The following is a 21,978-nucleotide window of genomic DNA, read 5'->3' on the forward strand; positions in this document are numbered from 1 at the left end:
ATTAGTGGGTTGGCCGGCGCGCGCCGCGTAAGCGATGTCGAGCAACGCGAGTGCCAATGGGCCGTCGGAGATCGTGGTTCCCGGCGGCAACACCGACCCTGACAACGCCCGTTCGAGCGCAACCTTGAACTCACGCAGCAACTCGTCGTAGGACGTTTGCCGATGCGATGCATCGCTGAGCGCGTATTCCATTCCACGATCTCCCCGGTCAAGCGTCCACTTTGAGGCAGTAGATACCCGGCGGGGGCCAGCGCAAACCTGCTATCTGCGATAAAGCGCGGCGTCGTCGATGTCGGCCCGGGACCGGTTCGGCAGGGCAAGGCCGCATGCGACCGTGACGATGGCGGCGAAGACGATGTAGGCCGAGATCGCGTACGGCGTTCCGGTCTTGTGCAGCAACCACGTTGCGATCAGCGGCGCGGGACCGCCGGCGAAAACCGACGCCAGCTGATAGCCGAGGCCGGCGCCGCCGTAGCGCAGATGGGTGGGGAAATTCTCGGCGATCAGCGCGGCCTGCGGGCCGTACTGCAGCCCGTGAATGAACAACGACACCACCACCGCAAGGAAGATCAACCCGGCCCCACCGTGACTCAGCACCGCGAAGTACGGGTAGGCGATCGCGCCGGTGAGAATCGCACCGGTGAGGTATATCCGCTTGCGGCCGAATCGATCTGACAGATGCGAGAACAGCGGGATCGCGACGAGTTCACACACCGCACCCGCCAGCACGGCCTTGAGAACGAACGTCTTGGTGAACTCGTGCCGAGACACGACGTAGCTCAGCGCGAAAGTCGTGAACAGATAGAACGGCATCTGCTCGCTGAACCGCAGCCCCGCCGACAGCAGGATCTCGCGCCAGTGGTGCCGGATCGCGTCCGCCACCGGGATGCGGGCGGTTTTCCGCTCCTCGGTCACCTTGGCGAACATCGGCGTCTCGAGAATGGACAGCCGGACCAGCAGACCGATGCCCACCAGGACGAGGCTGAAGAGGAACGGAATCCGCCAGCCCCATGAGTTGAATTGCTCGGCCGAGAGCGTCACCGACAGCAACGTCATCCCGCCGGTGCCCAGCACCAGCCCCATCGGCACGCCGAGTTGCGCGAAGCTGGCAAGCAGCCCCCGCTTGCGTTGGTCGCCCCACTCCATCGCGATCAACACCGAGCCGCTCCACTCCCCGCCGATCGCGAGGCCCTGGACGAGTCGCAGCAGCACGAGTATCAGCGGTGCGGCCGCGCCGATGGTCGCGGTGCCCGGCAGAATGCCGACGACCGCCGACGAGATGCCCATCACCAGCAGCGTCACGATCAGCGTGGCCTTACGACCGATCCGGTCGCCCCAATGCCCGAAGATTGCCGCGCCGAGCGGGCGCGCGACGAACCCGACCGCGTAGGTCGCGAATGAGGCCATCGCACCCGCGTACGGGGTCGAGGCGGGGAAGAACAGATGCGGGAAAACCAGCGCCGCGGCGGTGTTGTAGAGGAAGAAGTCGTACCACTCGATCGTGGTACCGATCGAGCTGGCCAGCGCCGCGCGCCGAACCTGCGCCCGCTGTCCAGCCGGATCGACGTCCGAGCTGACCGCGACTCCGTCGTCTTTGACAACCACTCCCTCAGTGTGGAGGGAGTCACGTACCAGCACCGCGATACAGATGTTGCCCAGATGGCGACGGGGTGAACGTCAGGCGCTCAGAACCTTTGCGGCCGCACGCTCGAGACCTACGCTTGATCCATGAAGAAGCACATCGTGTCGCGCGCAGTTCTACTTTTGGCGGCGTGGGCGATCGGGCTGCTGATCGCGGCGCAGGTCGTCCCCGGAGTTTCGATGTCGATGTCGGGGTTCATCGTCGCGGTCGTGACTTTCTCGGTCGCGCAGGAGATGTTGTCGTTGTCGATTTTGAAGTTGCCCCACGCGTATGCCTCGCTGCTCCTCGGCGGCACCGGCTTGGCATTGACCGTTTTCGCGCTGATCCTCGCTACGGCGGAAACGCACGGGTTCACCATCCGCGGCATGGCGTCCTGGGTCGCCACGACGCTCGTGGTGTGGCTCGTGACAACGATCGGCGCGGTCACGCTGCCCGAGTTGTTGGGCCCTGAACAAGCCGGGGCGAATTGAGCATTTCGTCAGATCGGCCAACTGAGTAGCATTTTTCGTATCTCGTCCGACCACGGAGGGAGATGAGATGGGCGACACTCATCACGATCCGACCGATCACTCTCGGACCACGCAACCACATGCCGGCCTGGCCATGAAGGACAACTTCTACTGGCCCGGGCTGATCCTGTTGGCTGTGTCCGCGTTCGGGGTGATCTGCACGGTGGCGGCCGCCGCCTATCGACATTACGAATGGATCAGCACGACGGTGCTGATCGCGGCGCTCGGAGCGGTTGCCGGCGCATTGTGGCTCGTCGTCGAAAACCGCCGGGTGAGCACTGTCGAAAAGGCTTGGCACGCAGCGCATCCCGATGTTGAGGTGCGTTGATGGCCCGTCTCGTCCCGAAATTAAATGCGCAACGCGTCGAGCACGCCGAGGAACTTTTCCTCGGCGCGCGCATTCTTGACCTTTGACTCCAGGCTGGGCGGAAGCGGCCAGTCAGCCCCGACCGAGTAAGATTTAAACGCCGGTAATCTTGCCGGCCCTCAGGGCAGATCACTTGCTGAAGGTGGGGCTCATCGCCTCGCCACGATCCCGTCGCCTTCTCTGAGACTTCTCAGAGGAACTTATGTCTCCCCGCGCCAGCAGCATGCCTTTTCGCAACGCGTCCGAACAAAGCCTTCCCGCAGCTTCCTTTGCGCTGCCCGCCGGTTCCACCGCGATCGTCTACTGCGAGGGCGTATTCGGCGAGCAGGACGGTAAGACCGCCAACGGCCTGGTCCGGCACTCGGAGAAGTACGAGATCCTCAGTGTCATCGACAGCCTGCGGGCCGGAGTCGACGCCGGGAAGCTCCTCGACGGCACCGCGAACGGCATCCCGGTGTTGGCATCGCTCGCCGAGTCGATCTCGCACGCCGGCCACGTACCTGATTACCTGATCTGTGGGCTGGCGCCCGCCGACGGCCTGCTGTCAGACGAGCAGCGGGTCGTGCTTCTCGACGGCATCGCCCGCGGGATGCACATCATCAACGGCCTGCACGAGTTCCTCAACGACGACGCCGAGTTCGTGGCGGCAGCGTTGATCGCCGGTGTCACCATCACCGATGTCCGCCGACCCAAGGCCAAGCGCGACCTGCACCTGTTCTCCGGCCGGATCTTCGATGTCACATGTCCCAGAATTGCGATCCTGGGTACGGACGGGGCGATCGGAAAGCGCACCACTGCCACCTTGCTGGTCCAGGCGCTGAACGCATGCGGCATCAACGCGGTCATGGTCGGCACCGGTCAGACCACCTTGATCCAGGGCGGGAGGTACGGCGTCGCGCTGGATGCGCTGGTCCCCCAGTTCTGCTCGGGTGAGGTCGAGCACCAGGTCGTCGCCGCGTTCGAGGGTGAGGACCCTCACGTGATCGTGGTCGAGGGCCAGGGCGCGCTGAGCCACCCCGCGTACATAACGTCGGCTCACATCCTGCGCGGCAGCCAGCCGGCCGGCGTGATCGTGCAGCACGCGCCGAAGCGCAAGGTGCTCGGTGACTTCCCGATGGTGCCGATGCCGACCGCGGCGAGCGAGATCGCACTGATCGAGGCGTTCGCCGACACCCGCGTCATCGGGGTCACCATCAACCACGAAGAGATGACCGAGGACGAGCTGAATGACGCGATCTCTGAGCATCATTCGCAGCTCGGTCTCCCGGTCACCGACCCGTTGACGCGGCCCGCGTCGGAGCTGGTCGACATGGTGCTGACGGCCTTCCCCGCACTTGCGGCGGCGGTCGACGCGACGACCCCCGTGTGACGCTTCGGATCGAGACCGACCTCGACAAGATCGAGCAGAATACTCAGATCCTGGTTGACCGCCTTGCCTCCACCGGCATCCGGGTCACCGGGATCACCAAGGCCGTGCTGGGCTCGCCGGGAGTCGGCGCGGCGATGCTGCGCGGCGGCGCCCGCGGCCTCGGTGATTCCCGGCTGCCTAACCTCATTCGGCTGGCCGGGCTCGACCGACCGCCGTTCCGCACGTTGATCCGCTCGCCCATGCTCAGCGAGGCGGCACACGTCGTTGACGTCGCCGACATCAGCCTGAACACTGAAGCCGTCGTCCTGGCGGCGCTGAATCAAGCCGCGTCTCAACAGAAGCGGATACACGCCGTCGTGCTCATGGTGGAGCTGGGCGACCTGCGGGAGGGCATCGCGCTCGGCGACGTCCCCGAAGCCGTGCGGGCCGTCCTCGGTCACTCCTCCCTGCGGCTGGCCGGGGTCGGCGCCAATCTCGCGTGTCAGAGCGGTGTCGTTCCCGACGACCGGAACATGGGCATCCTCACCGGGCTGGCGGACGACATCGAGGCACTGCATGGCATCTCGCTCGACGTCGTCTCCGGCGGCAACTCAGCGAACCTGAACTGGGCCCTGCACACTCGCGACGTCGGCCGGATCGACGAGCTCCGACTCGGCGAAGCCATCCTTCTCGGCGTCGATCCGCTGTACCGGACACCGATCCCCGGCCTACACACGGACGCCTTCACCGTGACCGCCGAGGTGATCGAGGTCGCCACGAAACCGGCTCAACCCTGGGGAGATCGGGCTCAGTCGGCCTTCGGCACGGCGCCGGCCCGCAACGGCAGCAGCACTGTGCACCAAGCAATCCTGGCCGTCGGGCGCCAGGACGTGGACCCAGACGGTCTGCGGCCACCGGAGGGCATCACGATCCTGGGGACGAGCAGCGATCACCTGGTGGTCGACCTCGGCGATCACCGCGTGGCGGTCGGCGACGAGATCGGCTTCGGTGTCGCCTACGGCGCACTTGTTCGGGCGATGACGTCGCCCTTCGTCACCAAAGTCGAGCACCCTGGGCGGGCCGACGTACCAGTGCCAGACGCCGATGACGTCGGGGACCTGCCTTCGTTGTGAGTGCTGTTCGGGCTACGGTGCCGGTGTGGCGCGGTGCCCCTCCGACGAGGTGCCCGGGTGGCGAATCGTCTTGTGGCCGAGCTTGCGATTGTGCATGGGTTCGTGCGCCGACTTCTGGCGTTCGAGCTGCCGGATCAACTCGTGCTTGGCTTCGTGAAGGGCGCGGGTGATATCGCGGTTGTCGGCGACGGCCACCAGGGGCGGAAGCCCCGGCAAGGTCGTCCGCAACGTGACGCGCTGCTCCTTGCGCCCGCGGTCCTGCAACGAGACTTCCAGGCTGATGTCGGGCGGGTCCCATCGGCCCAGGTGCGGCTCGAGCGTAGCCAACGCCTCGAGCACATGTGAGCGTTCCTTGGCGACGAATCCCGCACCCATGTGCAGGACATATTCGCCGAGCGGATTTTGCGTTGTGTCGCGGGACCTTCTCATGGTGCTGATGGTGACCTCATTTCGGGTGATCTGGTTGCTGAACGATCGTGGCCAGCAGCTGCGGAAGCGACGCGGTGGTGAAGCCGATGGGGCCGTCGGCGACCCGCGCGACGGTCGCCAATCCACACGGTGTCGGTGAGTAGGTGCCGAGGAAGCCAAAGCTTGGCAGGTACGAAAAGTGTTGCATCCCAAAGGGAGCAATCAATGGCTGAAACAACGATGGAGCATTCAAAATTATCCCGACTGAGCGGTGAAACGATGTATCCGGCGTGAGCGGATGCTCGGGCAGATCAGCGTCAGAAGCTGAGCCGTACCGGATGGGTTGGGAGTACCAACACCGCTAAAGCTACACCCTCACGGGTGAAAAGGCGTGGTTGTGGCGAACTCAGGCCAGAGGACTCTAATCCCTGCCTTGACCAGGAAGCCGAAGAATCGGCCGAGGTCACGCTGCATTCGAAAACAGGTAGTGCACTACTCGTGTCGTTAACGCGGTGGTCAGCGAGCATGGCGTTGTCAAGTCGCACGCTGATAGGAGCACACCATGGTCGCCATCCCAGAAACACATCTGAAGGCCGCCACTGAGATACCGGATCGCTTTGTCATCAACGAGGTTCCGGTAGAACCGGGTATCGCACCGTTGGCGGCGACGCAGCCACCCCCGCCCCTGGGTCCCCTCGCGGCGTTCACCGGCACATTCACCGGCCGCGGCTTCAACACCATATTTCGCCCCCAGAACCCAACGACGCCAACCGAACTCCCCATCCCACAACCGAACAGCGACAACATCCTCGAGTTGAATCTGACAGCCGAGTCGTTGTCTTTCATGGATCCCTTGGGAAGTGTCCCGAACCGGGGCAGGGAACAAGCCGACATATTTCTGAACGGTGTTCCGTACCTGCAGTCGATCAGTGACGTCACCGACCCGCTGAAGGCCACCCCGATTCACCTGGAACCCGGCATCTGGGTCATCGTGCCTCCCACGACCGATCCCGCCCAGCCCGTGACCACGGTGGCGCGGATGGCCTCCATCCCGCACGGCACCACCATCAACGCGCAGGGCACGATCACGTCGATCGCGGGGGGACCGAAGACCGGAGGGCCAGCACCGGCCAAGCAGCAGATCCCGTTGGCGCCCAATGGAACCAGCGCGATTACCCCGTTTTCCACCGTCGGCGGAAACCCCTTTCGCTTTGACAGCCAAACGGTCACAAACGCCGGAACGCCGCGGATACCCCAGGATCTGTCCAGCGTTCCGGCGATCACCCAAGAGCTGCTCGACAACCCGAACAGCATGTTGAACGATCACATTGCGGGAGTGACGATCCTGTTCACCGACGTGCTCACCGTCGACACCCAACAGCCCGCGATACCCGGTGGCGGCACCGACAACATCGACTTTCTTGCCGGTGACGCTGCGGCTCCAAACGCAGACGCCCAACGCATGTCGACGATGTTCTGGATCGAGATCGTGCAAGCCCCGATCGAGATCGGTCCTCTCGGCGCCGGCGGGTCGCAGACCGTGTCACCGGTCGTCCCCGCCGGCGCGCCGGCACCGACGTTCACAGTGACGTCAGCATCGGCAATCACCGACAAACAAGCGATCACCGTGACCTACCGGCAGATCCAATACACCCAAAACGTGTCGCTCAACTTCGCCACCCTCACCTGGCCACACATGTCGGTAGCCACTCTGGTGCCATCCGCGGACATCGCGACAGAGGTCTATGTGGTGATGCCGGGTGACACTCTGAGCGGTATCGCCGGCCGGTTCGGAGTCACTCTGGGCGCACTGGAAGCGGCCAACCCACAGATCACCGATCCCGACCTGATCTTTCCCGGACAGGTCGTCGGAATCCCGAGCGACACTGTCGTCTACACAGTGCAGCCGGGTGACACGCTCAGCGGCATCGCCGGGCAATTCTTTGGCGTCACGCTCTCCGCGCTGGAAGCGGCCAACCCACAGATCGCCAACCCCAACCTGATCGTGCCGGGGCAGGTGATCAGGATCCCCTGACCGGTGCCGCCTCCGGCGGGAGAGCCGGCCGCGCCGTCGAAGGAGGCGCCGCCGTGGCCGTCTTAGCCGGACGGTGTCCGACCGCAAGCGGTCGCGTGAATTTGCTGGTCGACGACCTCGGCAAGGACGCGGAAGCCGCCGGATGCACGCATTTCCGCGGCGATGCGTCGGCTGGCTTCGCGGTAGCGGGGCTCACGAAGGACCTTGAGGATCACCCGCCGCATGGCCTTGGGGGTCGGCCGCTCGGACCGCAGCCGCAGGCCGGTACCCGACCATGCCACTCGCGCACCCACTTCGGGCTTATCTTCTTGACCGCCGGTGGCAACGATCGGTAAGCCGTAGCGCAGGGCGTATTGAACTCCGCCGTACCCGCCGTTGGTGACGAAAACGTCTGTGCGCGAGAGCAAGTCGTCATAGGGCAGGAACTCTGCTGCCCGCGCATTGGCAGGCAGCGGCGGCAGGGTATCAAGGGGACGACCGCCCGTCGCCACCGTCACCAGCACATCTTCGCCGGCGAGCGCTTCCAGCGTCGGCGCGATCACCTGGGCGTAATCCCTGTTTGCTGCCGTCCCTTGCGTGACGTGGATGACCGGGCGCGAGCCATCGAGATCGCCCCACCAATCCGGCCGTGGTGCTTGCGAGGAGGTGCAACTGAGAGGGCCGGCGAAATGAAGCGACGCCGGTGCATCCGAGCGGGGGTACTCGAACGACGGCACGGTGAACTGGACAACCGCGTCGGCCCAGCCGAGCCAGCTCACAATCTGGCCCGGCAGGGGCTGGCCGTGCACGGCGCGGTGGAGTTGGTCGAGGGTGCGGTCGGCGCCCGCCCAGACGCGGCGGCTCAGCGCGGCCAACACGGCGTTGCGCTGGCGGTTGAACAACCGCGCCGGGGGTAGGCCCATGCCGAACGGAGCGGTGTCGGCGCTGGGCATCACCAGCGGAATCACACTGCACACGACGACAACCGGACGTGTGGGACGCGGATGGGCGAGCAGGAACGCGCCGCCGAAGAAATTCTGCTCGACGAGCACGGCGTCGGCCGGCTGTGCAGAGTGGGCGCCCATGACCGCTTCGTACTGCAGTTTGGCCGGCTTGGCGAATACGTGCTCGATGTCAAATGCGGCCGCCCGCATGCCCTTTAGCCTGGCGCGCTCGGGATACGTCGCGACCAGAGCGTCCATGTCGAAGCCGGCGCCGAAGTCGGCTTCGGGCGGCAGCGCGATGTGCTTGGCGCCCGTCGCGGCAACCCGATCGGCGAAGGACGCTCCGGTGATGAACCGCACGTCGTCGCCGCGCTCAACGAAACCACTGGCGACAGCTAGCAACGGCGTGACATGCCCGTGGAATGGAACAGCGGCGAGGATGATCGACGACATCGCTCCCCCTTGGGGTCACGGTTTCAATGGTGTGATGTAGTATTCACTACCATGCCACAGGAGTCAATATCTCGGGTCTACCGGTCGGAATTACGCCAGCAGCAGGCAGAGCAAACGCGGCAAAAGGTGATCGCCGCGGCCGCCGAGCTGTTCGGCACCCTGGGCTATTCCCGCACGACCTTCGCGAAGATCGCGGCGGCGGCGGGTGTATCCGCTGAGACGGTCCAGGCGAACGGCCCGAAGGCGGCGCTCCTCAAAGCCGCGGGCGAATATGTGGTACTCGGCGCAGCCGACAAGGACGACGTGTTCGACCTGGAACTCGGCCAGCGTGTGCTGGCCATCGATGACCGCGACGAGTTCCTCAACTACATCATCACCGAGTGGTGCGAGATGTTCGCGCGCGGCGCGTCGTTGTGGCTGGCGCTGGCCGGGGCCGCGACCATGGACCCCGAGTTAGGCCGCTACCACGCCGATTTCGTGGCCGGCGTGACCCATCAGTACCGCCGACTACTTGAGGTCTGCCGCGATCGCGGATGGCTGCGGGATGACATTCCGTTCGACGAGCTCGTCGAAACGGCCGCAGTTCTCACAAGCGTGGAAACTTACCAGCGGATCGTGAATTACGACGGTTTTGGTCTTGACGCATATCGGAAATGGCTTCGGCGAATGCTGACCGAGACGGTTTTCAGCGCGAAGCAGTCGCCCCGTCGATAGACCACACGGCGCGAGCGTTACTGTCGCCTCCACGGCGATATGACGCGTGCTGGCCGGTTGGTGGTGACACGATATTGGCGTGTGCGGTGGATCGGCAGAGCAGAAGCAGGCAACGGCGCCATTTGTGCGAAAAGCAATTGCTGTTGGGACTCTCTTGCTTACCGTCGCGCCGACATCCTCGTGTGGCTATGCGGCGCACACTCCGCTAAGCGACGGCACGCATACGACGCCGGCGCTGGTTGCAAATCCCGCACCTCCGCCGGCACCAGACCCGGTTCCCACGCCTGCGGCGCCGACGCCCGATGCGGCTCCCGCACCGGACTTCGCGACGGTATCCAAGCTGATGAACGATGCGGTTGCGGCACATACGATCCCAGGTGGCGTGGTGATGATCGGACATGCCGGCAAGGTCGTGTTCCATCAGGCTTATGGCTCGCGCAAGCTGGAGGGTCAGCCGGGCCTAGATGGATCGCCCGCACCCGCGGAGCCAATGGCCGAAGACACCATCTTCGACATCGCGTCGTTAACGAAGCCCCTCGCAACGGCGACCGCGGTGATGCAGCTTTACGAGCGGGGCAAAGTTGCCTTCGACGATCCCGTGCAGAAGTATCTGCCCGACTTCAATGCGGCCAACGATCCACAGCGCGCAACTGTGACTGTTCGCATGCTGCTGACCCACACTTCGGGTGAACCGGAAGACGTCAACCTGGGGGATCCCTGGGGACTCGACGGCGCCGATAAACCAGAAGGCATTCACCGTGCGCTCACCACGCCGCTGCAGTCTGCTCCCAGTGAGGAATTCAATTACGCCGACATCAACTTCATCCTGCTTGGCGCGCTGATCGAGAAACTCACCGGTGAGGCTGAAGACGATTTCGTTCAGCGGAATGTCTTTGCGCCCCTTGGTATGACAGAAACCCGCTACCTTCCTCCGGCCAAAGCATGCGGTCCACATGTGTTGCGGGGAGCCGCGATTGGCTGGGCGCGCGCGCCGATAGGGGGGATGCCGGGGCCGTGTCCCGCGGGCACCTGGAGCACCAGCATCTTGCCGCGCGTCGCACCAACGGTGCCCGACGACGAAAGCAGGAATGATCCGGGTAAGAATCCCGATTTTGGTTTCCTGCTCCGGGGCGCCGTGTTTGACCCGTCGACGCGCCGCATGGGTGGGGTGGCCGGGCATGCCGGTGTGTTTTCGACAGCGCACGATGTCGGCCTCTTTGCGCAGGCGTTGCTCGATCGGCTTGCGGGCCGCCCCAGCAGTTTTCCGCTCAAACAAGCGACGCTGGAGTTGATGACGAGTCCGCAGCAGCCCGGACATACCCCGGGTCAAGTCGAGGCAGCCAACAATGCGTCCCAAGAAGCCATTGCGAAGACACCGAACACATACGATCCGATGCTCGCTCCGCGCTATCCGGCGATCCGGGGACAAAACCTGCGTGGATTCGGCTGGGATATCGATACCGCATATTCCGGCACGCGCGGCATGATTTTTCCCATCGGCAGCTTCGGCCACACTGGCTTTACTGGAACCTCAATGTGGATGGACCCACGTTCGGATACCTACGTCATTGTGCTCACGAGCGCGATCGATCCGCGAGACGATCCACCGATCGCGTATCTGCGAGGTGACGTGGCTACGGCGACAGCTCGGGCCCTGCGCTGAGCAGTGCGTGAACTCCATGCATTCTGACCTGCGGTTTCCTAAGTGGAGCTAAGGGGACTCGAACCCCTGACCCCCACACTGCCAGTGTGGTGCGCTACCAGCTGCGCCATAGCCCCGAAGATGTGCCTGTCGAAGTTACACCACGGCCTGCCCGCCTTCAAAGTCGCTGATCAAGCGGGCTCGGGCTCGGGATCCCAGTCGTTTTGCGTCAGCGGGTCGAGGTGCTGGGTTTCCGGTGCGAACATCCACACGACGGCGGCGCACAACATGACGAACGCGCTGACGATGAAGCCCCACTCGAAGCCGAAACGTTCGGCGATCTTGGCCACGCCCAGCGCGCCGGCAACGGCACCGAGGTCGGCCATCATCTGGAACGTGGCGACGGCGGTGCCCGCCCGCGCCGCGTTGCCCAGGATGTCGGCGATCGCGGCCTGCTGCGGCGAGGCGAACACACCCGAGGCCGCACCCGCCACGCACGCGGCGACCAGGAACACCGTCATCGACGACGAAACGCCCAACCCGACCGTCGCCACACTGCACGCGAGCAGGCCGCCGATCAACAGCCCGCGCCGACCCATCCGGTCCGATAGGTAGCCACTCGGCATCACCACGATCACGTTGCCGACCGCGAAGACCGCCAGCGCCACACCGGTCATCTGCGGCCCACGATGCAGCACGTCCGAAATGAACAGCGGCACAACGGCCATCCGCAAACCGAACACCGACCAGCCGGTCGCGAAGTTCGACAGCAGCGCCGAGCGGTAGGCGCGGTGTCGCAGCGCGGTACGCAGGGTGACAGGCGGATCGATGTGCTCCGCCGGCGCACCGAGTTCCGACCCGCGCAGGCTATAGGAGACGATGAGGGCGGTGAACAGCATGACCACGCCGTAGATGAAGAACGGCGCCCGCAGCCCGAAACCCGCTGTGAGACTGCCCATTAGCGGCCCACCGACCAAGCCGATCAGAAACGAGCTGGCGAACAATCCCGCAACCCGGCCGCGGGCATCGGGCGGGCTGATCCGAATCATCAAGCCCAGCGCGGAAATAAAGAACATCGTCGAGCCGATGCCGCCGATCGCGCGGAACACCAGCAGCTCCTGGTAGTTGTGCACGAATGCGCACGCGCCAGTGGACACCGAGACGATCAACAGTCCGGCCACGTAGACCGGCCGCTCCCCTATCCGCTGAACCAGCAGCCCGCTCGGTGGTGCGAAGCACAGCCGCATCACCGAGAAGATCGTGATCGCGAACGTCACCGCCTCGATGCTGACGCCGAACGTGCGGGCAAATGTCGGCAGCACCGGCGACACGACGCCGTAGCCCAGGGCGGCCACCACGTTGGCCGCGATCAGCACCCACGCTTCACGCGGCAACCTCGTCTTTTCGCGACGCCACGACGTCAGACGGGCCCGTGGAGAGACGAGGATCACCCGATGACTTTATCCACCACCTCTTGCGCCTCGCGCTGCACCTCGGCTAAGTGCTCAGGTCCGCTAAACGATTCCGCGTAAATCTTGTACACGTCCTCGGTCCCCGACGGCCGCGCGGCGAACCAGGCATTGGCGGTGGTGACCTTCAAACCGCCCAGCGCGGCGCCGTTGCCGGGGGCCGTCGTCAGCTTCGAGGTGATCTCTTCTCCGGCCAGTTCGGTGGCGCTGACCTGCTCCGGCGAGAGCTTCGACAACCGGGCCTTCTGCTCGCGATCCGCGGGCGCATCGAGCCGCGCGTAGGTCGGGGCGCCGTATTTGTCGGTCAGCTCGGCGTAGCGCTGCGACGGCGTCTTGCCCGTGACGGCGAGGATCTCGCTGGCCAGCAGCGCAAGGATGATGCCGTCCTTGTCGGTGGTCCACACCGATCCGTCGCGGCGCAGGAACGACGCCCCGGCCGACTCCTCGCCGCCGAAGCCGATGGTGCCGCCGATCAGACCTTCGACGAACCACTTGAACCCGACCGGCACCTCGACGAGTTTGCGGCCCAGGCCGGCCACGGCTCGGTCGATGATCGACGAGCTGACCGCGGTCTTGCCGACCGCGACCCCGTCCGGCCAGTTGGGCCGATGCGTGTAGAGGTAGTCGATCGCCACCGCCAGGTAGTGATTCGGGTTCATCAGGCCGCCGTCGGGCGTGACGATGCCGTGCCGGTCGGAGTCGGCGTCGTTGCCGCTGGCGATCTGGAAGTGCTCCCGGTTGGCGATCAGTGACGCCATCGCGTCCGGAGAGCTGCAGTCCATCCGGATCTTGCCGTCGTGGTCGAGCGTCATGAACCGCCAGGTCGCATCAACCAGCGGGTTGACCACGGTCAGGTCGAGGTTGTGCCGCTCCGCGATCGCCGCCCAGTAGTCGACGCTGGCCCCGCCGAGCGGGTCGGCGCCGATCCGAATGCCTTCCTTGCGGATGACGTCGATGTCCACCACGTTCGGCAGGTCGGCCACGTATGCGTCCATGTAGTCGTGCCGCAGGACGGTCTGCAGCGCTTTGGCCAACGGCAATCTCTTGACCGCCTCGCCGCCTTTGAGAATCTCGTTGGCGCGCTTGGCAATTGCGTTGGTCGCGTCGGTGTCCGCCGGTCCGCCGTTGGGCGGGTTGTATTTGAAGCCGCCGTCATACGGCGGGTTGTGCGACGGCGTAACGACGATGCCGTCGGCCAGGCCGTCGCCGCGGCCGCGGTTGTAGGTGAGGATCGCGTGGCTGACCGCCGGAGTCGGGGTGTAGCGGTCGGCGGAGTCGACGGCCGCGACCACCTCGTTGGCGGCGAGCACCTCCAGCGCCGACACCCACGCCGGCTCCGAGAGCCCGTGGGTGTCGCGTCCGATGAACAACGGACCGGTGGTGCCGTGCGCGGCGCGGTATTCGACGATTGCCTGGGTGATGGCCAGAATGTGCGCCTCGTTGAACGCGCCGTTGAGGGCCGACCCGCGATGGCCCGACGTTCCGAACGCGACCTGCTGGGCGACGTCCTCGGGATTGGGTTCGATCGAGTAATACGCCGTGATCAGATGGGGTAGGTCGACGAGGTCTTCGGGCAGGGCCGGCTGACCGGCGCGAGGGTTGGCCACCATGAGACCAATTCTGCCGAATAAGCTGCGTGAGCACTCCCTGCAAAGGAAGGGATTTCGACGAGTGGCCAGCTCTGCGTCGCCGCGCGACTACCGGGAGTTGGCCGCCGTGTTCGTCGGGGGCGCGCTGGGCACGGTGGTGCGCACCGGCCTGGGTCTCCTGGTGACCACCGATCCGGCGAGCTGGCCGTGGCCGACTTTCACCGTCAACATCGTCGGCGCCTTCCTGTTGGGCTACTTCACGACGCGACTGCTGGAGCGGCTGCCGCTGTCGAGTTATCGCCGGCCGCTGCTCGGCACGGGCGTGTGCGGCGGCCTGACCACCTTCTCCACCATGCAGGTCGAGACGCTGAGGATGATCGAGCATCACCACTACGGCCTGGCGATCGGATACACCTGCGCCAGCATCGTTTTGGGGTTGCTCGCCGTACATCTGGCGTCGGCGCTGGTTCGCCGGGCGGCGGTCCGTTGAACATGATCTGGATCGGGGTGGTTCTCGCGGGCGGCGTGGGTGCGGTGCTGCGGTTCCTGCTGGACGGCGCTGTCGCGCGCCGCGCGGGCAAGTCCCTTCCCTTTGTGGGCCTGCCGTTCGGGACATTGGCGGTCAACGTCAGCGGCGCGGCGCTGCTCGGCTTTCTGGGCGCCCTGGCGTTGAATCGCTACGCGGCGTTGCTGGCCGGCACCGCTTTTGTCGGCTCGTACACCACGTTTTCCACCTGGATGCTGGAGACGCAGCGGCTCGGCGAAGAGCGGCAGGTCCGCAACGCCGTCGCCAACATCGTCGCCAGCATCGTGCTGGGCCTCGGCGCCGCGCTCGTCGGGCAATGGGCGGGGAGCCTGCTGTGAGCCAACCCTGCCTCAAGCTCACCACTTACTTCGGTGAACGCCAGCGTGCTGTCGGCGATGGTCATCGACCCGGCTTTCTGGCCGACACGATGCTGGACCTGTTCGACACCCGGGAGATCGCGACGAGCGTAATGCTGCGCGGCATCGCCAGTTTCGGACCCCGGCACGTGCTGCGCACCGACGAGTCGTTGAGCCTGTCCGAAGACCCGCCGGTGGCGATCGCGGCGGTCGATGTCGAGCCGAAAATCGGCAGCCTGGTCGACGACGTCGTCGCGATGACGGGGCACGGTCTGGTGACCCTGGAACGAGCACGGTTGCTCAGCCGCGACGACGCGGTTGACGTCGGCCCCCACGACGCCGTCAAGCTCACGGTCTACGTCGGCCGTCAAGAGCGTGTCGGGGGTCAGCCCGCGCACCGCGCAGTCTGCCACCTCTTGCATCGACACGGATTCTCCGGTGGCGCAGTCTTTTTAGGCGTCGACGGCACCGCCCACGGTGAGCGTTACCGGGCGGCGTTCTTCAGCCGCAACGTCAACGTTCCGCTGATGATCATCTCGGTCGGGACCGGGGGGCGCGTGTCGGCGGCGATCACCGAACTCAGCGCGCTGACGCCTCGCGCGTTGCTGACCGTCGAGCGCGTCCGGCTGTGTAAACGTAGCGGCGAGTTGCTCGCTCGACCACATCGGCTGCCTGACAACGACGCCCAGGGTCGTCCACTGTGGCAGAAACTGATGGTGCACACCAGCGAAGCCACCACCCACGGCGGCGTACCGATCCACCGCGCACTGGTGCATCGACTACTGGACTCTGGGATGGCGCGCGGGACAACAGCGCTGCGCGGCGTGTGGGGCTTTCACGGCGACCACAAACCCTACGGCGACAGGCTCTTTCAGCTGACCCGTCGAGTTCCGGTGGTGACGATCATCATCGACACCCCGGAGTGGATCGCGCGCAGCTTCGACATCGTCGACGAGCTGACCACCGAGCACGGCCTGGTCACCAGCGAGATGGTGCCCGCGGTGATGTCGATCAACGGGTCCGACCGCGACGGCGATGGCCGGCTGGCCCGCCACGACTATTGAGTGTCAGCGTTTCCGCAGTAGCCCGGCGAGCACAGCGGCGTGACTGCCGTCGATGTCGCGGGTGGCGGTCACCAGCGTCACGACGCCGCTTTTGGTGAGCTTGCGCAGGCCGTCGAGTGGCGCGCTGTCCCGCAGCTCCTCGCGGTAACGCGCGACGAACTCGTCGAAACGCTCAGGCCGGTGGTGGTACCAGTCGCGCAGTTCCTTCGACGGCGCAGCGTCTTTGAACCACGTGCCCACCCGCGGGTCGTCCTTGCGGAATCCCCGCGGCCACAGTCGGTCGACCAGGATGCGCTGGCCGTCGTCGTCGCTCGGTTCGTCATAGACCCGGGCCACCCGGATTCGGGACGTGGCGCTCATGCCGCCAGCGTAGCGCCGTCAGCGCAGTGCCGGCAGTACCTTGTCGGCCAGCAGGTGCACGGACTTCCACGCTTCGTCGACCGGCATGCCGCCGACCAGGGGATGCAGCACCAGCGGGCCGTAGTCCGGTGCGGCGCGGACTTCGGCGATCAGTTCGTCAGGCGTCAGGAAGCGGTAACGTCCTGAGGCGCGCACCTCGTCGAGCGTCTTGACGCCGGGCAAGTGCATCAGCGACCGTTGGTCCGACGCCCATCCCCCGTAAGTGACTGCCTCCCAAAGGATGTGCTCCCCCAGCTCGGTCCATCCCCGGTCGGGATCCTCGTGCAGATAGATCATGCCGCGGTTGACCGGACCCGGCATGATGATCAGCGGGGCCAGCCCCGACTCCACGCACAGTTCCCGGTAGTGATCGGCGACGTCGGGCAGGTGGTCGGCGAGGCTGAGCGGTAGCCGAAACCGTGCCGCCCGCCGCGCGGTGACACGGGCGCCACCACCGATGTACAGCGGTGGATGCGGCCGGGTATAGGAACCGATCTCCGACCAGACCGAGAGCATCCGCTCGATCAGGCTGTCCATCAGCGGGCCACGCTCGCTGAAATCGACTCCGAGGGCCTCGTATTCGCTCACGCGATAGCCGAGGCCGACCGTAGTGTGCAGTCGGCCACGACTCATGTTGTCGACCAACGCAATGTCTTCGGCAAGCCGGACGGGGTTCCACAGCGGGCCGAGGGCACAGTCCACGCTGACGATCAGCGTCGACGTGCCCGACAGGAACATCCCGGCCGCGAGGACCGGGTTACAGCTCCACCCGTGCCCGGTCGCATGGTGCTCGTCGACGCTCACCGTCATGATGCCTCGTGACTCACCCCACTGTGCCAATTCGACTGCCGCGCGGATCAATTCACCTTGGGTACGGGGATCTCCATGCGGCGAGGCGAAGTTGAAGCGCAGGACCGGTAGCACGTCGCGCCTATCAGGACCCGGCCGACGCCGACTTCAGGAACGCCGGAAAGTCGGGAAACAGTTTGCGGTCGACGATTTCGATGCGGGTGCCGAACGCGTCGATGTAGTAGGCGAACAGCGCCAAATCCGGCGGCGAAACGTCGGCAGTCGCCTCGAACGCGAATCCGTTGGCTTCCAGTGCTTTCGCGGTCTCGGCGAGGTCGTCGACGAAGTAGCCCAGGTGGTGCACCGAATTACCGGCCGCCGCCGTCCACGGGCTCTCGGGCACCTGCTGGATGAGCTCGACGTGCGGGGCCTGCAACGAGTACACGAACGTCGAGGTGAGCTCGCGCGAGCCGTTCACCGTGCGAAAGGGCAGCGTGTACGTCATCGGGGTGATCCAGCTGTACCCCGCCACCGCGCTGAGTCGCTCCATCGCAACGTCCAGATCAGGCACCACGATGCCGGTGTGATAGTAATCCTCTGGGTTGAGCGCGAATGTCATTGATTTCCTAACTGTTTCAGACGCAATCCGACGCGCCGTCGACAACGAATACTGCTCCAGATGTGTAGCTGCTCTGTTCGGTGCACAAGAACGCGATTGCGGGTGCGATCTCAGTGACGGACCCGAACCGTCGCAGCGGAATATGCGCCAGTTCGGCGTTCACGAGCTCGACCGCGCCGTGCATCGGCGCGGTCATCGGGGTGTCGATCGCCCCGGGCGCGACGGCGTTGACCCGAATTCCCTTGTCCGCCCACTTGACCGCGAGGTTTCGGGTGATATTGATGATGCCGGACTTGGCGGCGCTGTAGCCGGGCACCATCGGCACCGAGCGCAACGCCGACATCGACGCCAGGTTGACCACGCTGGCTCCGCCGGCGGCGGTCGATGCCTTCAGCGCACGATAGAGCCCAAGGGTCAGCCGGTACGGTCCGGTCAGATTGAGGGCCACCGATGCGTCGAACCCGTCGGGCTTCGACTCGTCAAGGCCGCCAGGGAAATTCGCGCCCGCATTGTTCACCAGCACGTCGAGTCGGCTGAAGCCGGCGGTCAGTGCGTCGACCGAGTCGTGGTCGGTGATTGCGAGCTGGTGATAGGTCACGCCGGACAGATCTGCGTCGTAGTCGGTGGCGGCCGGCTTGGTGCCGGTGACGGCGACATCTGCGCCGGCGTCGCGGAACAGTGACGCCGTCGCATGGCCGATTCCACTGGTCCCACCGGTGACCAGCACCGTGGTGCCGGTGAAGTCGAAACTAACCCGAGCTGTCATGAGTTTTTCTCGATCTGTTCGGTGAGCCAGGCGCGTTCCCAGAAGTTCACGCTCTGCTCCAGCAGCTTTTCGTGTGCCCGCTTCAGCACATCACGACCGCCGGCCTGGTCGGCCACCAGCTCGGCCAAGTGGATGGCGTGCAGCGGTCGTCCGGCGTCCAGGTGTTCGCCCGCCCGCCGCACGAGCGCGTCGGTACCGGCTAGTTCGACTACGTCGGCGGCCACCTCGTCGAAACCCACCGGGTATAGCTCTGTGGTCGAGCGGTGATGGAACCAGCCCGAGTAGTTCTCCCAGATGGCCCGCACATCCCAGGCCACCTTTCCGTAGCCTTGGCCCACTTCGTATTCGGCGGGCAGCACGATGTCGCGCATCAACGTCCGCACATCCTTGCCGGTGTTCATGCCGTCCACTGTCTGGTCGTGGATGTAGCGCAGGGCCTTGCGTAATCGGGTCAGCTCGGCATCGATGCGATCCGCGCCGGCGATCGGCGCGAAGTGGCCGGTGACCAGCAGCTCGGGCCGCAGTGCGCGGACCCGCTCGACCGATGCGATCGCGGTCAGCGCGTCGCGGTAGCGGTCCCCGCGCATCGTCACCAGGTTAGGAATGTGTCCAAATATCGGTCCGAACGTGTTCCCGCACAGGCAGATTCGTTCGTCGGGCAGCCACACCACCAGCGAGTCGTTGGTTTCCCCGCCCGGCACCGCGATCAACTCGATGCGCCGTCCGCCCACGTCGAGCGTCAGGGTGTCCTCGAAGTCGACGTCGACGACCGGAACGCTCTGCCCCGGCAGGCGCTTGGTGCCGAGTCGACGCTGGATCGCCTCAATCCCGGTCGCCAGGGTGTGCTTGAACGCGAACGCGCTTCGGTTGGCTCGGTACGGGATCAGGCGTTCGTTGTCGTCCCGCCACATCGTCCAGTTTTCCTGTGCGACAACGATGGTGTCGGGGTCGCGAACACTGTCCAGCCCACCGACGTGGTCGACGTGGCCCTGCGTGAAGACGATGTAGCGCACCGGCGAAGAGTCGACGGCGTCGAAGTTGGCGCGGTGCACCGGCCCTTCGAAGCCCATCCCGGTGTTGACGATGACCCGGCCCTCGTCGGTGGTCAGCAGGTAGGCGTTCGACAGACCCGGCGAGCACCAGAGCCCAGGGGCGATCTGCTCCGCCGCCTCGGCGCAGGCCGGGGACAGGGCGTCGGCGCCCGGCCGGCTGCGATAGATCGGCTCGAACATCGCTGGTGACTCCTTCATTCGGGCCGCACGTCGAAGCGTTCGAAGTAGAAGCCAAACCGCTGTCGCAACTCCTCAGGCGATACGCCGAAATGCCGTTGCAGATCGTAGCGAATGCTGCCGTGTTTGCCGCGCGGATTGCTATCCAAGTACTGCTGAAACCGCTGGCGCACTTTGGGTGTCAATTCCACGTCGCCGCGCCGGTAAAGCTGTTCCAGCAGCGGCATTTCGTTGCCGTTGAGGTGGTGGAAGCCGATGTCGATGCTACGATCCTCGGGCACCAACTCGCGGTCGCGCACGCACGCGCTGAGCAGTCGGTGCACGCGATCGGACCAGTAGTCGAGTAGCCAGCCCGGCTCGATGCTGGTGCGGCGCAGCCGATCCGAATAAGCCATCATCGTGATCGCCGACTGGATCACCGCGACCGGGTCACGGTGGGTGAAGGCAACCGTCGCGTCGGGGAAGGTCGCGATCAGCGGACCGAGTTGTTCGCAGTGCTGCGGGCTCTTCAGGATCCAGGTCCGTGGGCCCCGCAGGAACGTCAGAGCCTGCAACACCTTTCGCAGGTATGCGTAATGCCGATGCTGATCGAGGCCGAAGTAATAGTCGCGCCAATCCGGCACGCGCGCATGCCATTCCAGTACGTAGCCGGCCAGATCGAGGTCCAGCAGCTCGACCTCTTCCTCGATCGCTTCCGGGAAGCGGTCGTGCATGGCGGCCACCAACGGCGCGCTGGCCATCAGCGCGTCGTGTTCGGCCTTCGCGCGCGCATAGCGGGGATCGACGCCGAAGTTGTCGGGGCCCTGGCCGACAGCGGGAATCGGATCCTGGCTCTCCCAGTACGGCAACGCCCGTCGACGCGGATCGGCGGCGATCAGATTCACCAGGTGCGTAGTCCCCGACCGCGGCATCCCGACGACGATGAACGGCTTCTCGATCGGGATCGACTCGATTTCGGGATACCGCTTGACAAGCTCGGTCAGCGACAACCGGTTACGCAGCAGACGAACCACACGCTGCCGCAGCGACGAACGGGTGAGCTGGGTCAGGCCGTGGTCGGATTCGATCGCGGCGACGTGAACGGCCAACCGATCGCCGAACCCGTCGCCGTCATCGAGATCGCCACCGACCGAGGCCTGCTCGACGGCCTCGGCGAGCATCCGCTCGATGTCGAACTCAACGGGTCGGGCTTCGGTGTACGCCAGGATCTGGCGCTGGACCTCGGTCAGCTGCGGCGACAACAGATCGTCGACGTCGATGTCGCGATCCGAAGGGCTCACGCGGCCGCTCCTCCTCTTCGACGCAGCGCCGCATGCAGACTAGCGTCCCCTGGCCCGGCGTTTAGCCGCATTCTGCGGGGGTACGCCGAACTCGGCCGGTTGACGGCCGTTAATTCATCGACTCATGCAGCGCTGGGAGCAAAAATGTCCGAGATGATTATCGAGTCACCTGACGAGGTGATCGCTTTCCTGAAGGCACAGCACAACCTCATCGAGGACATGTTCGACCAAGTGCTGAACGCCTCGGACCCGCACGCCAGGGAGAAGCCGTTCGTGCAGCTGCGGCAATTGCTGGCCGTGCACGAGACCGCCGAGGAGATGGTGGTGCACCCGCGGGCACGCCGCGCCAAGGAACCCGTCGACTCGATCGTCGATTCCCGGCTCGAAGAAGAGCATGACGCCAAGCAGTTGCTGTCTCAGATCGAGAAGATCGACATCACGTCGCAGCAGTTCATCGAGGAGCTCACCAAGCTTCGGGATGCGGTGTTGGATCACGCGCAGCACGAAGAGACGTATGAGTTTCCGAAGCTGGAGAAGCAACTCGACGCCGAGGAATCCAAGCGCCTGACGACGGCAGTGCGCGCCGCCGAGGCCATTGCGCCGACCCGCCCGCACGCCGGTGTCGAGTCGGCCAAGTTGAACTTCGCGGTCGGACCATTCGCGTCGATGCTCGACCGCGCGCGCGACCTGATCGAGCACGGGCTTGGCTGAACGGCGT

General features: G+C 65.2%; 24 protein-coding genes and 1 tRNA gene. 11 read left to right on the plus strand and 14 right to left on the minus strand.

Annotated elements, in window-relative coordinates; genetic code table 11:
- Both A5658_RS03505 and A5658_RS03510 read right to left on the minus strand, forming a co-directional pair.
- Positions 1–192 (minus strand): hypothetical protein (locus A5658_RS03505; protein WP_156751242.1); only part of this gene is annotated, 192 nt, incomplete at its 3' end.
- A gap of 69 nt (positions 193–261) precedes the next feature.
- Positions 262–1,605 carry an MFS transporter gene (locus A5658_RS03510; protein ID WP_067331208.1) on the minus strand — a complete coding sequence of 448 codons (1,344 nt, stop codon included), beginning with the start codon at positions 1,603–1,605 and terminating at the stop codon, positions 262–264.
- Positions 1,606–1,728: 123 nt separating this feature from the next.
- Here A5658_RS03510 and A5658_RS03515 point away from each other — a divergent pair, with 123 nt between their 5' ends.
- From A5658_RS03515 to A5658_RS03530, 4 genes are all read left to right on the plus strand, one after another.
- A complete protein-coding gene (locus A5658_RS03515) occupies positions 1,729–2,112 on the plus strand; it encodes a hypothetical protein (protein WP_067331210.1) in 384 nt (127 codons plus the stop codon).
- 67 nt (positions 2,113–2,179) lie between these two features.
- Positions 2,180–2,479, plus strand: coding sequence for a protein UsfY (usfY, locus tag A5658_RS03520; RefSeq protein WP_067331212.1), 300 nt, complete (start codon positions 2,180–2,182; stop codon positions 2,477–2,479).
- Between the two features lie 262 nt (positions 2,480–2,741).
- Positions 2,742–3,887: a DUF1611 domain-containing protein gene (locus A5658_RS03525; RefSeq protein ID WP_231997197.1), complete on the plus strand. Its 1,146-nt coding sequence runs from the start codon at positions 2,742–2,744 to the stop codon at positions 3,885–3,887.
- Positions 3,884–4,999 (plus strand): alanine/ornithine racemase family PLP-dependent enzyme, encoded by a 1,116-nt coding sequence (locus A5658_RS03530; RefSeq protein WP_067331214.1) that lies wholly within the window; start codon positions 3,884–3,886, stop codon positions 4,997–4,999. Before A5658_RS03525 ends, A5658_RS03530 begins: the two co-directional genes overlap by 4 nt.
- A 12-nt stretch (positions 5,000–5,011) precedes the next feature.
- On the opposite strand, the gene A5658_RS28640 is transcribed toward A5658_RS03530, so the two are convergent.
- The gene (locus A5658_RS28640; RefSeq protein ID WP_231997198.1) at positions 5,012–5,428 is read right to left on the minus strand and encodes a hypothetical protein; all 417 of its coding nucleotides are present in this window, start codon (positions 5,426–5,428) and stop codon (positions 5,012–5,014) included.
- A 16-nt stretch (positions 5,429–5,444) separates the two neighbouring features.
- Positions 5,445–5,615: a hypothetical protein gene (locus A5658_RS28340; RefSeq protein ID WP_197503033.1), complete on the minus strand. Its 171-nt coding sequence runs from the start codon at positions 5,613–5,615 to the stop codon at positions 5,445–5,447.
- 354 nt (positions 5,616–5,969) lie between these two features.
- Here A5658_RS28340 and A5658_RS28345 point away from each other — a divergent pair, with 354 nt between their 5' ends.
- On the plus strand, positions 5,970–7,442 hold the full coding sequence (locus A5658_RS28345) for a LysM domain-containing protein (protein WP_197503034.1): 1,473 nt from the start codon (positions 5,970–5,972) through the stop codon (positions 7,440–7,442).
- A 62-nt stretch (positions 7,443–7,504) separates the two neighbouring features.
- On the opposite strand, the gene A5658_RS03545 is transcribed toward A5658_RS28345, so the two are convergent.
- A complete protein-coding gene (locus A5658_RS03545) occupies positions 7,505–8,818 on the minus strand; it encodes a glycosyltransferase (protein WP_067331216.1) in 1,314 nt (437 codons plus the stop codon).
- 51 nt (positions 8,819–8,869) lie between these two features.
- On the opposite strand from A5658_RS03545, the gene A5658_RS03550 reads away from it, so the two are divergent.
- Positions 8,870–9,532 carry a TetR/AcrR family transcriptional regulator gene (locus A5658_RS03550; RefSeq protein ID WP_067331218.1) on the plus strand — a complete coding sequence of 221 codons (663 nt, stop codon included), beginning with the start codon at positions 8,870–8,872 and terminating at the stop codon, positions 9,530–9,532.
- Between the two features lie 79 nt (positions 9,533–9,611).
- Entirely contained in the window at positions 9,612–11,195 is a 1,584-nt protein-coding gene (locus A5658_RS03555) for a serine hydrolase (RefSeq protein ID WP_067331220.1), read from the plus strand.
- 43 nt (positions 11,196–11,238) lie between these two features.
- Here A5658_RS03555 and A5658_RS03560 read toward each other — a convergent pair.
- From A5658_RS03560 to pgm, 3 genes are all read right to left on the minus strand, one after another.
- Positions 11,239–11,311, minus strand: a tRNA-Ala gene (locus A5658_RS03560).
- 54 nt (positions 11,312–11,365) lie between these two features.
- On the minus strand, positions 11,366–12,625 hold the full coding sequence (locus A5658_RS03565) for an MFS transporter (RefSeq protein WP_231997199.1): 1,260 nt from the start codon (positions 12,623–12,625) through the stop codon (positions 11,366–11,368).
- Positions 12,622–14,253, minus strand: coding sequence for a phosphoglucomutase (alpha-D-glucose-1,6-bisphosphate-dependent) (gene pgm / locus A5658_RS03570; RefSeq protein ID WP_067331223.1), 1,632 nt, complete (start codon positions 14,251–14,253; stop codon positions 12,622–12,624). The genes A5658_RS03565 and pgm overlap by 4 nt, the downstream gene beginning before the upstream one ends.
- A 61-nt stretch (positions 14,254–14,314) precedes the next feature.
- Between pgm and crcB (A5658_RS03575) the strand changes: the two genes are divergently transcribed.
- Genes crcB (A5658_RS03575) through A5658_RS03585 form a run of 3 tightly spaced genes read left to right on the plus strand, consistent with a single transcriptional unit; the run spans position 14,315 to position 16,178 of the window.
- The gene (crcB, locus tag A5658_RS03575; protein ID WP_067331225.1) at positions 14,315–14,722 is read left to right on the plus strand and encodes a fluoride efflux transporter CrcB; all 408 of its coding nucleotides are present in this window, start codon (positions 14,315–14,317) and stop codon (positions 14,720–14,722) included.
- A 2-nt stretch (positions 14,723–14,724) separates the two neighbouring features.
- On the plus strand, positions 14,725–15,096 hold the full coding sequence (crcB, locus tag A5658_RS03580; RefSeq protein WP_067331227.1) for a fluoride efflux transporter CrcB: 372 nt from the start codon (positions 14,725–14,727) through the stop codon (positions 15,094–15,096).
- Positions 15,093–16,178: a DUF190 domain-containing protein gene (locus A5658_RS03585; protein WP_082992928.1), complete on the plus strand. Its 1,086-nt coding sequence runs from the start codon at positions 15,093–15,095 to the stop codon at positions 16,176–16,178. Before crcB (A5658_RS03580) ends, A5658_RS03585 begins: the two co-directional genes overlap by 4 nt.
- Before the next feature lie 3 nt (positions 16,179–16,181).
- Here the strand turns inward: A5658_RS03585 and A5658_RS03590 are convergent, their stop codons facing one another.
- From A5658_RS03590 to A5658_RS03615, 6 genes are read right to left on the minus strand one after another with little or no spacing between them, the layout of a single operon-like run.
- On the minus strand, positions 16,182–16,538 hold the full coding sequence (locus A5658_RS03590; protein ID WP_067331231.1) for a DUF488 domain-containing protein: 357 nt from the start codon (positions 16,536–16,538) through the stop codon (positions 16,182–16,184).
- 18 nt (positions 16,539–16,556) lie between these two features.
- Complete coding sequence (locus tag A5658_RS03595; protein ID WP_067331233.1) at positions 16,557–17,501, minus strand: LLM class flavin-dependent oxidoreductase; 945 nt, start codon at positions 17,499–17,501, stop codon at positions 16,557–16,559.
- Between the two features lie 10 nt (positions 17,502–17,511).
- Positions 17,512–17,985 carry a VOC family protein gene (locus tag A5658_RS03600; RefSeq protein ID WP_067331235.1) on the minus strand — a complete coding sequence of 158 codons (474 nt, stop codon included), beginning with the start codon at positions 17,983–17,985 and terminating at the stop codon, positions 17,512–17,514.
- 16 nt (positions 17,986–18,001) lie between these two features.
- A complete protein-coding gene (locus A5658_RS03605; protein ID WP_067331237.1) occupies positions 18,002–18,751 on the minus strand; it encodes an SDR family NAD(P)-dependent oxidoreductase in 750 nt (249 codons plus the stop codon).
- A complete protein-coding gene (locus A5658_RS03610) occupies positions 18,748–19,983 on the minus strand; it encodes an MBL fold metallo-hydrolase (RefSeq protein ID WP_067331239.1) in 1,236 nt (411 codons plus the stop codon). The genes A5658_RS03605 and A5658_RS03610 overlap by 4 nt, the downstream gene beginning before the upstream one ends.
- 14 nt (positions 19,984–19,997) lie before the next feature.
- Positions 19,998–21,260, minus strand: coding sequence for a sulfotransferase (locus A5658_RS03615; RefSeq protein WP_067331241.1), 1,263 nt, complete (start codon positions 21,258–21,260; stop codon positions 19,998–20,000).
- A 144-nt stretch (positions 21,261–21,404) separates the two neighbouring features.
- Here A5658_RS03615 and A5658_RS03620 point away from each other — a divergent pair, with 144 nt between their 5' ends.
- Positions 21,405–21,971: a hemerythrin domain-containing protein gene (locus A5658_RS03620; protein ID WP_067331242.1), complete on the plus strand. Its 567-nt coding sequence runs from the start codon at positions 21,405–21,407 to the stop codon at positions 21,969–21,971.
- The last annotated feature ends 7 nt before the right edge of the window (positions 21,972–21,978 follow it).

The sequence above is a fragment of the Mycobacterium sp. 1245111.1 genome (assembly GCF_001673405.1).
Classification (GTDB): Bacteria; Actinomycetota; Actinomycetes; order Mycobacteriales; family Mycobacteriaceae; genus Mycobacterium.

Bases quoted from the DNA above. Each gene is read 5' to 3' on its own strand.
- A5658_RS03600 (WP_067331235.1), bottom strand. From the start codon at position 17,985: ATGACATTCGCGCTCAACCCAGAGGATTACTATCACACCGGCATCGTG.
- A5658_RS03620 (WP_067331242.1), top strand. From the start codon at position 21,405: ATGTCCGAGATGATTATCGAGTCACCTGACGAGGTGATCGCTTTCCTG.
- A5658_RS03525 (WP_231997197.1), top strand. From the start codon at position 2,742: ATGCCTTTTCGCAACGCGTCCGAACAAAGCCTTCCCGCAGCTTCCTTT.
- A5658_RS03610 (WP_067331239.1), bottom strand. From the start codon at position 19,983: ATGTTCGAGCCGATCTATCGCAGCCGGCCGGGCGCCGACGCCCTGTCC.
- A5658_RS03605 (WP_067331237.1), bottom strand. From the start codon at position 18,751: ATGACAGCTCGGGTTAGTTTCGACTTCACCGGCACCACGGTGCTGGTC.
- A5658_RS28345 (WP_197503034.1), top strand. From the start codon at position 5,970: ATGGTCGCCATCCCAGAAACACATCTGAAGGCCGCCACTGAGATACCG.
- A5658_RS03590 (WP_067331231.1), bottom strand. From the start codon at position 16,538: ATGAGCGCCACGTCCCGAATCCGGGTGGCCCGGGTCTATGACGAACCG.
- A5658_RS03515 (WP_067331210.1), top strand. From the start codon at position 1,729: ATGAAGAAGCACATCGTGTCGCGCGCAGTTCTACTTTTGGCGGCGTGG.
- A5658_RS03550 (WP_067331218.1), top strand. From the start codon at position 8,870: ATGCCACAGGAGTCAATATCTCGGGTCTACCGGTCGGAATTACGCCAG.
- pgm (WP_067331223.1), bottom strand. From the start codon at position 14,253: ATGGTGGCCAACCCTCGCGCCGGTCAGCCGGCCCTGCCCGAAGACCTC.
- A5658_RS28640 (WP_231997198.1), bottom strand. From the start codon at position 5,428: ATGAGAAGGTCCCGCGACACAACGCAAAATCCGCTCGGCGAATATGTC.
- usfY (WP_067331212.1), top strand. From the start codon at position 2,180: ATGGGCGACACTCATCACGATCCGACCGATCACTCTCGGACCACGCAA.
- A5658_RS03545 (WP_067331216.1), bottom strand. From the start codon at position 8,818: ATGTCGTCGATCATCCTCGCCGCTGTTCCATTCCACGGGCATGTCACG.
- crcB (WP_067331227.1), top strand. From the start codon at position 14,725: ATGATCTGGATCGGGGTGGTTCTCGCGGGCGGCGTGGGTGCGGTGCTG.
- A5658_RS28340 (WP_197503033.1), bottom strand. From the start codon at position 5,615: ATGCAACACTTTTCGTACCTGCCAAGCTTTGGCTTCCTCGGCACCTAC.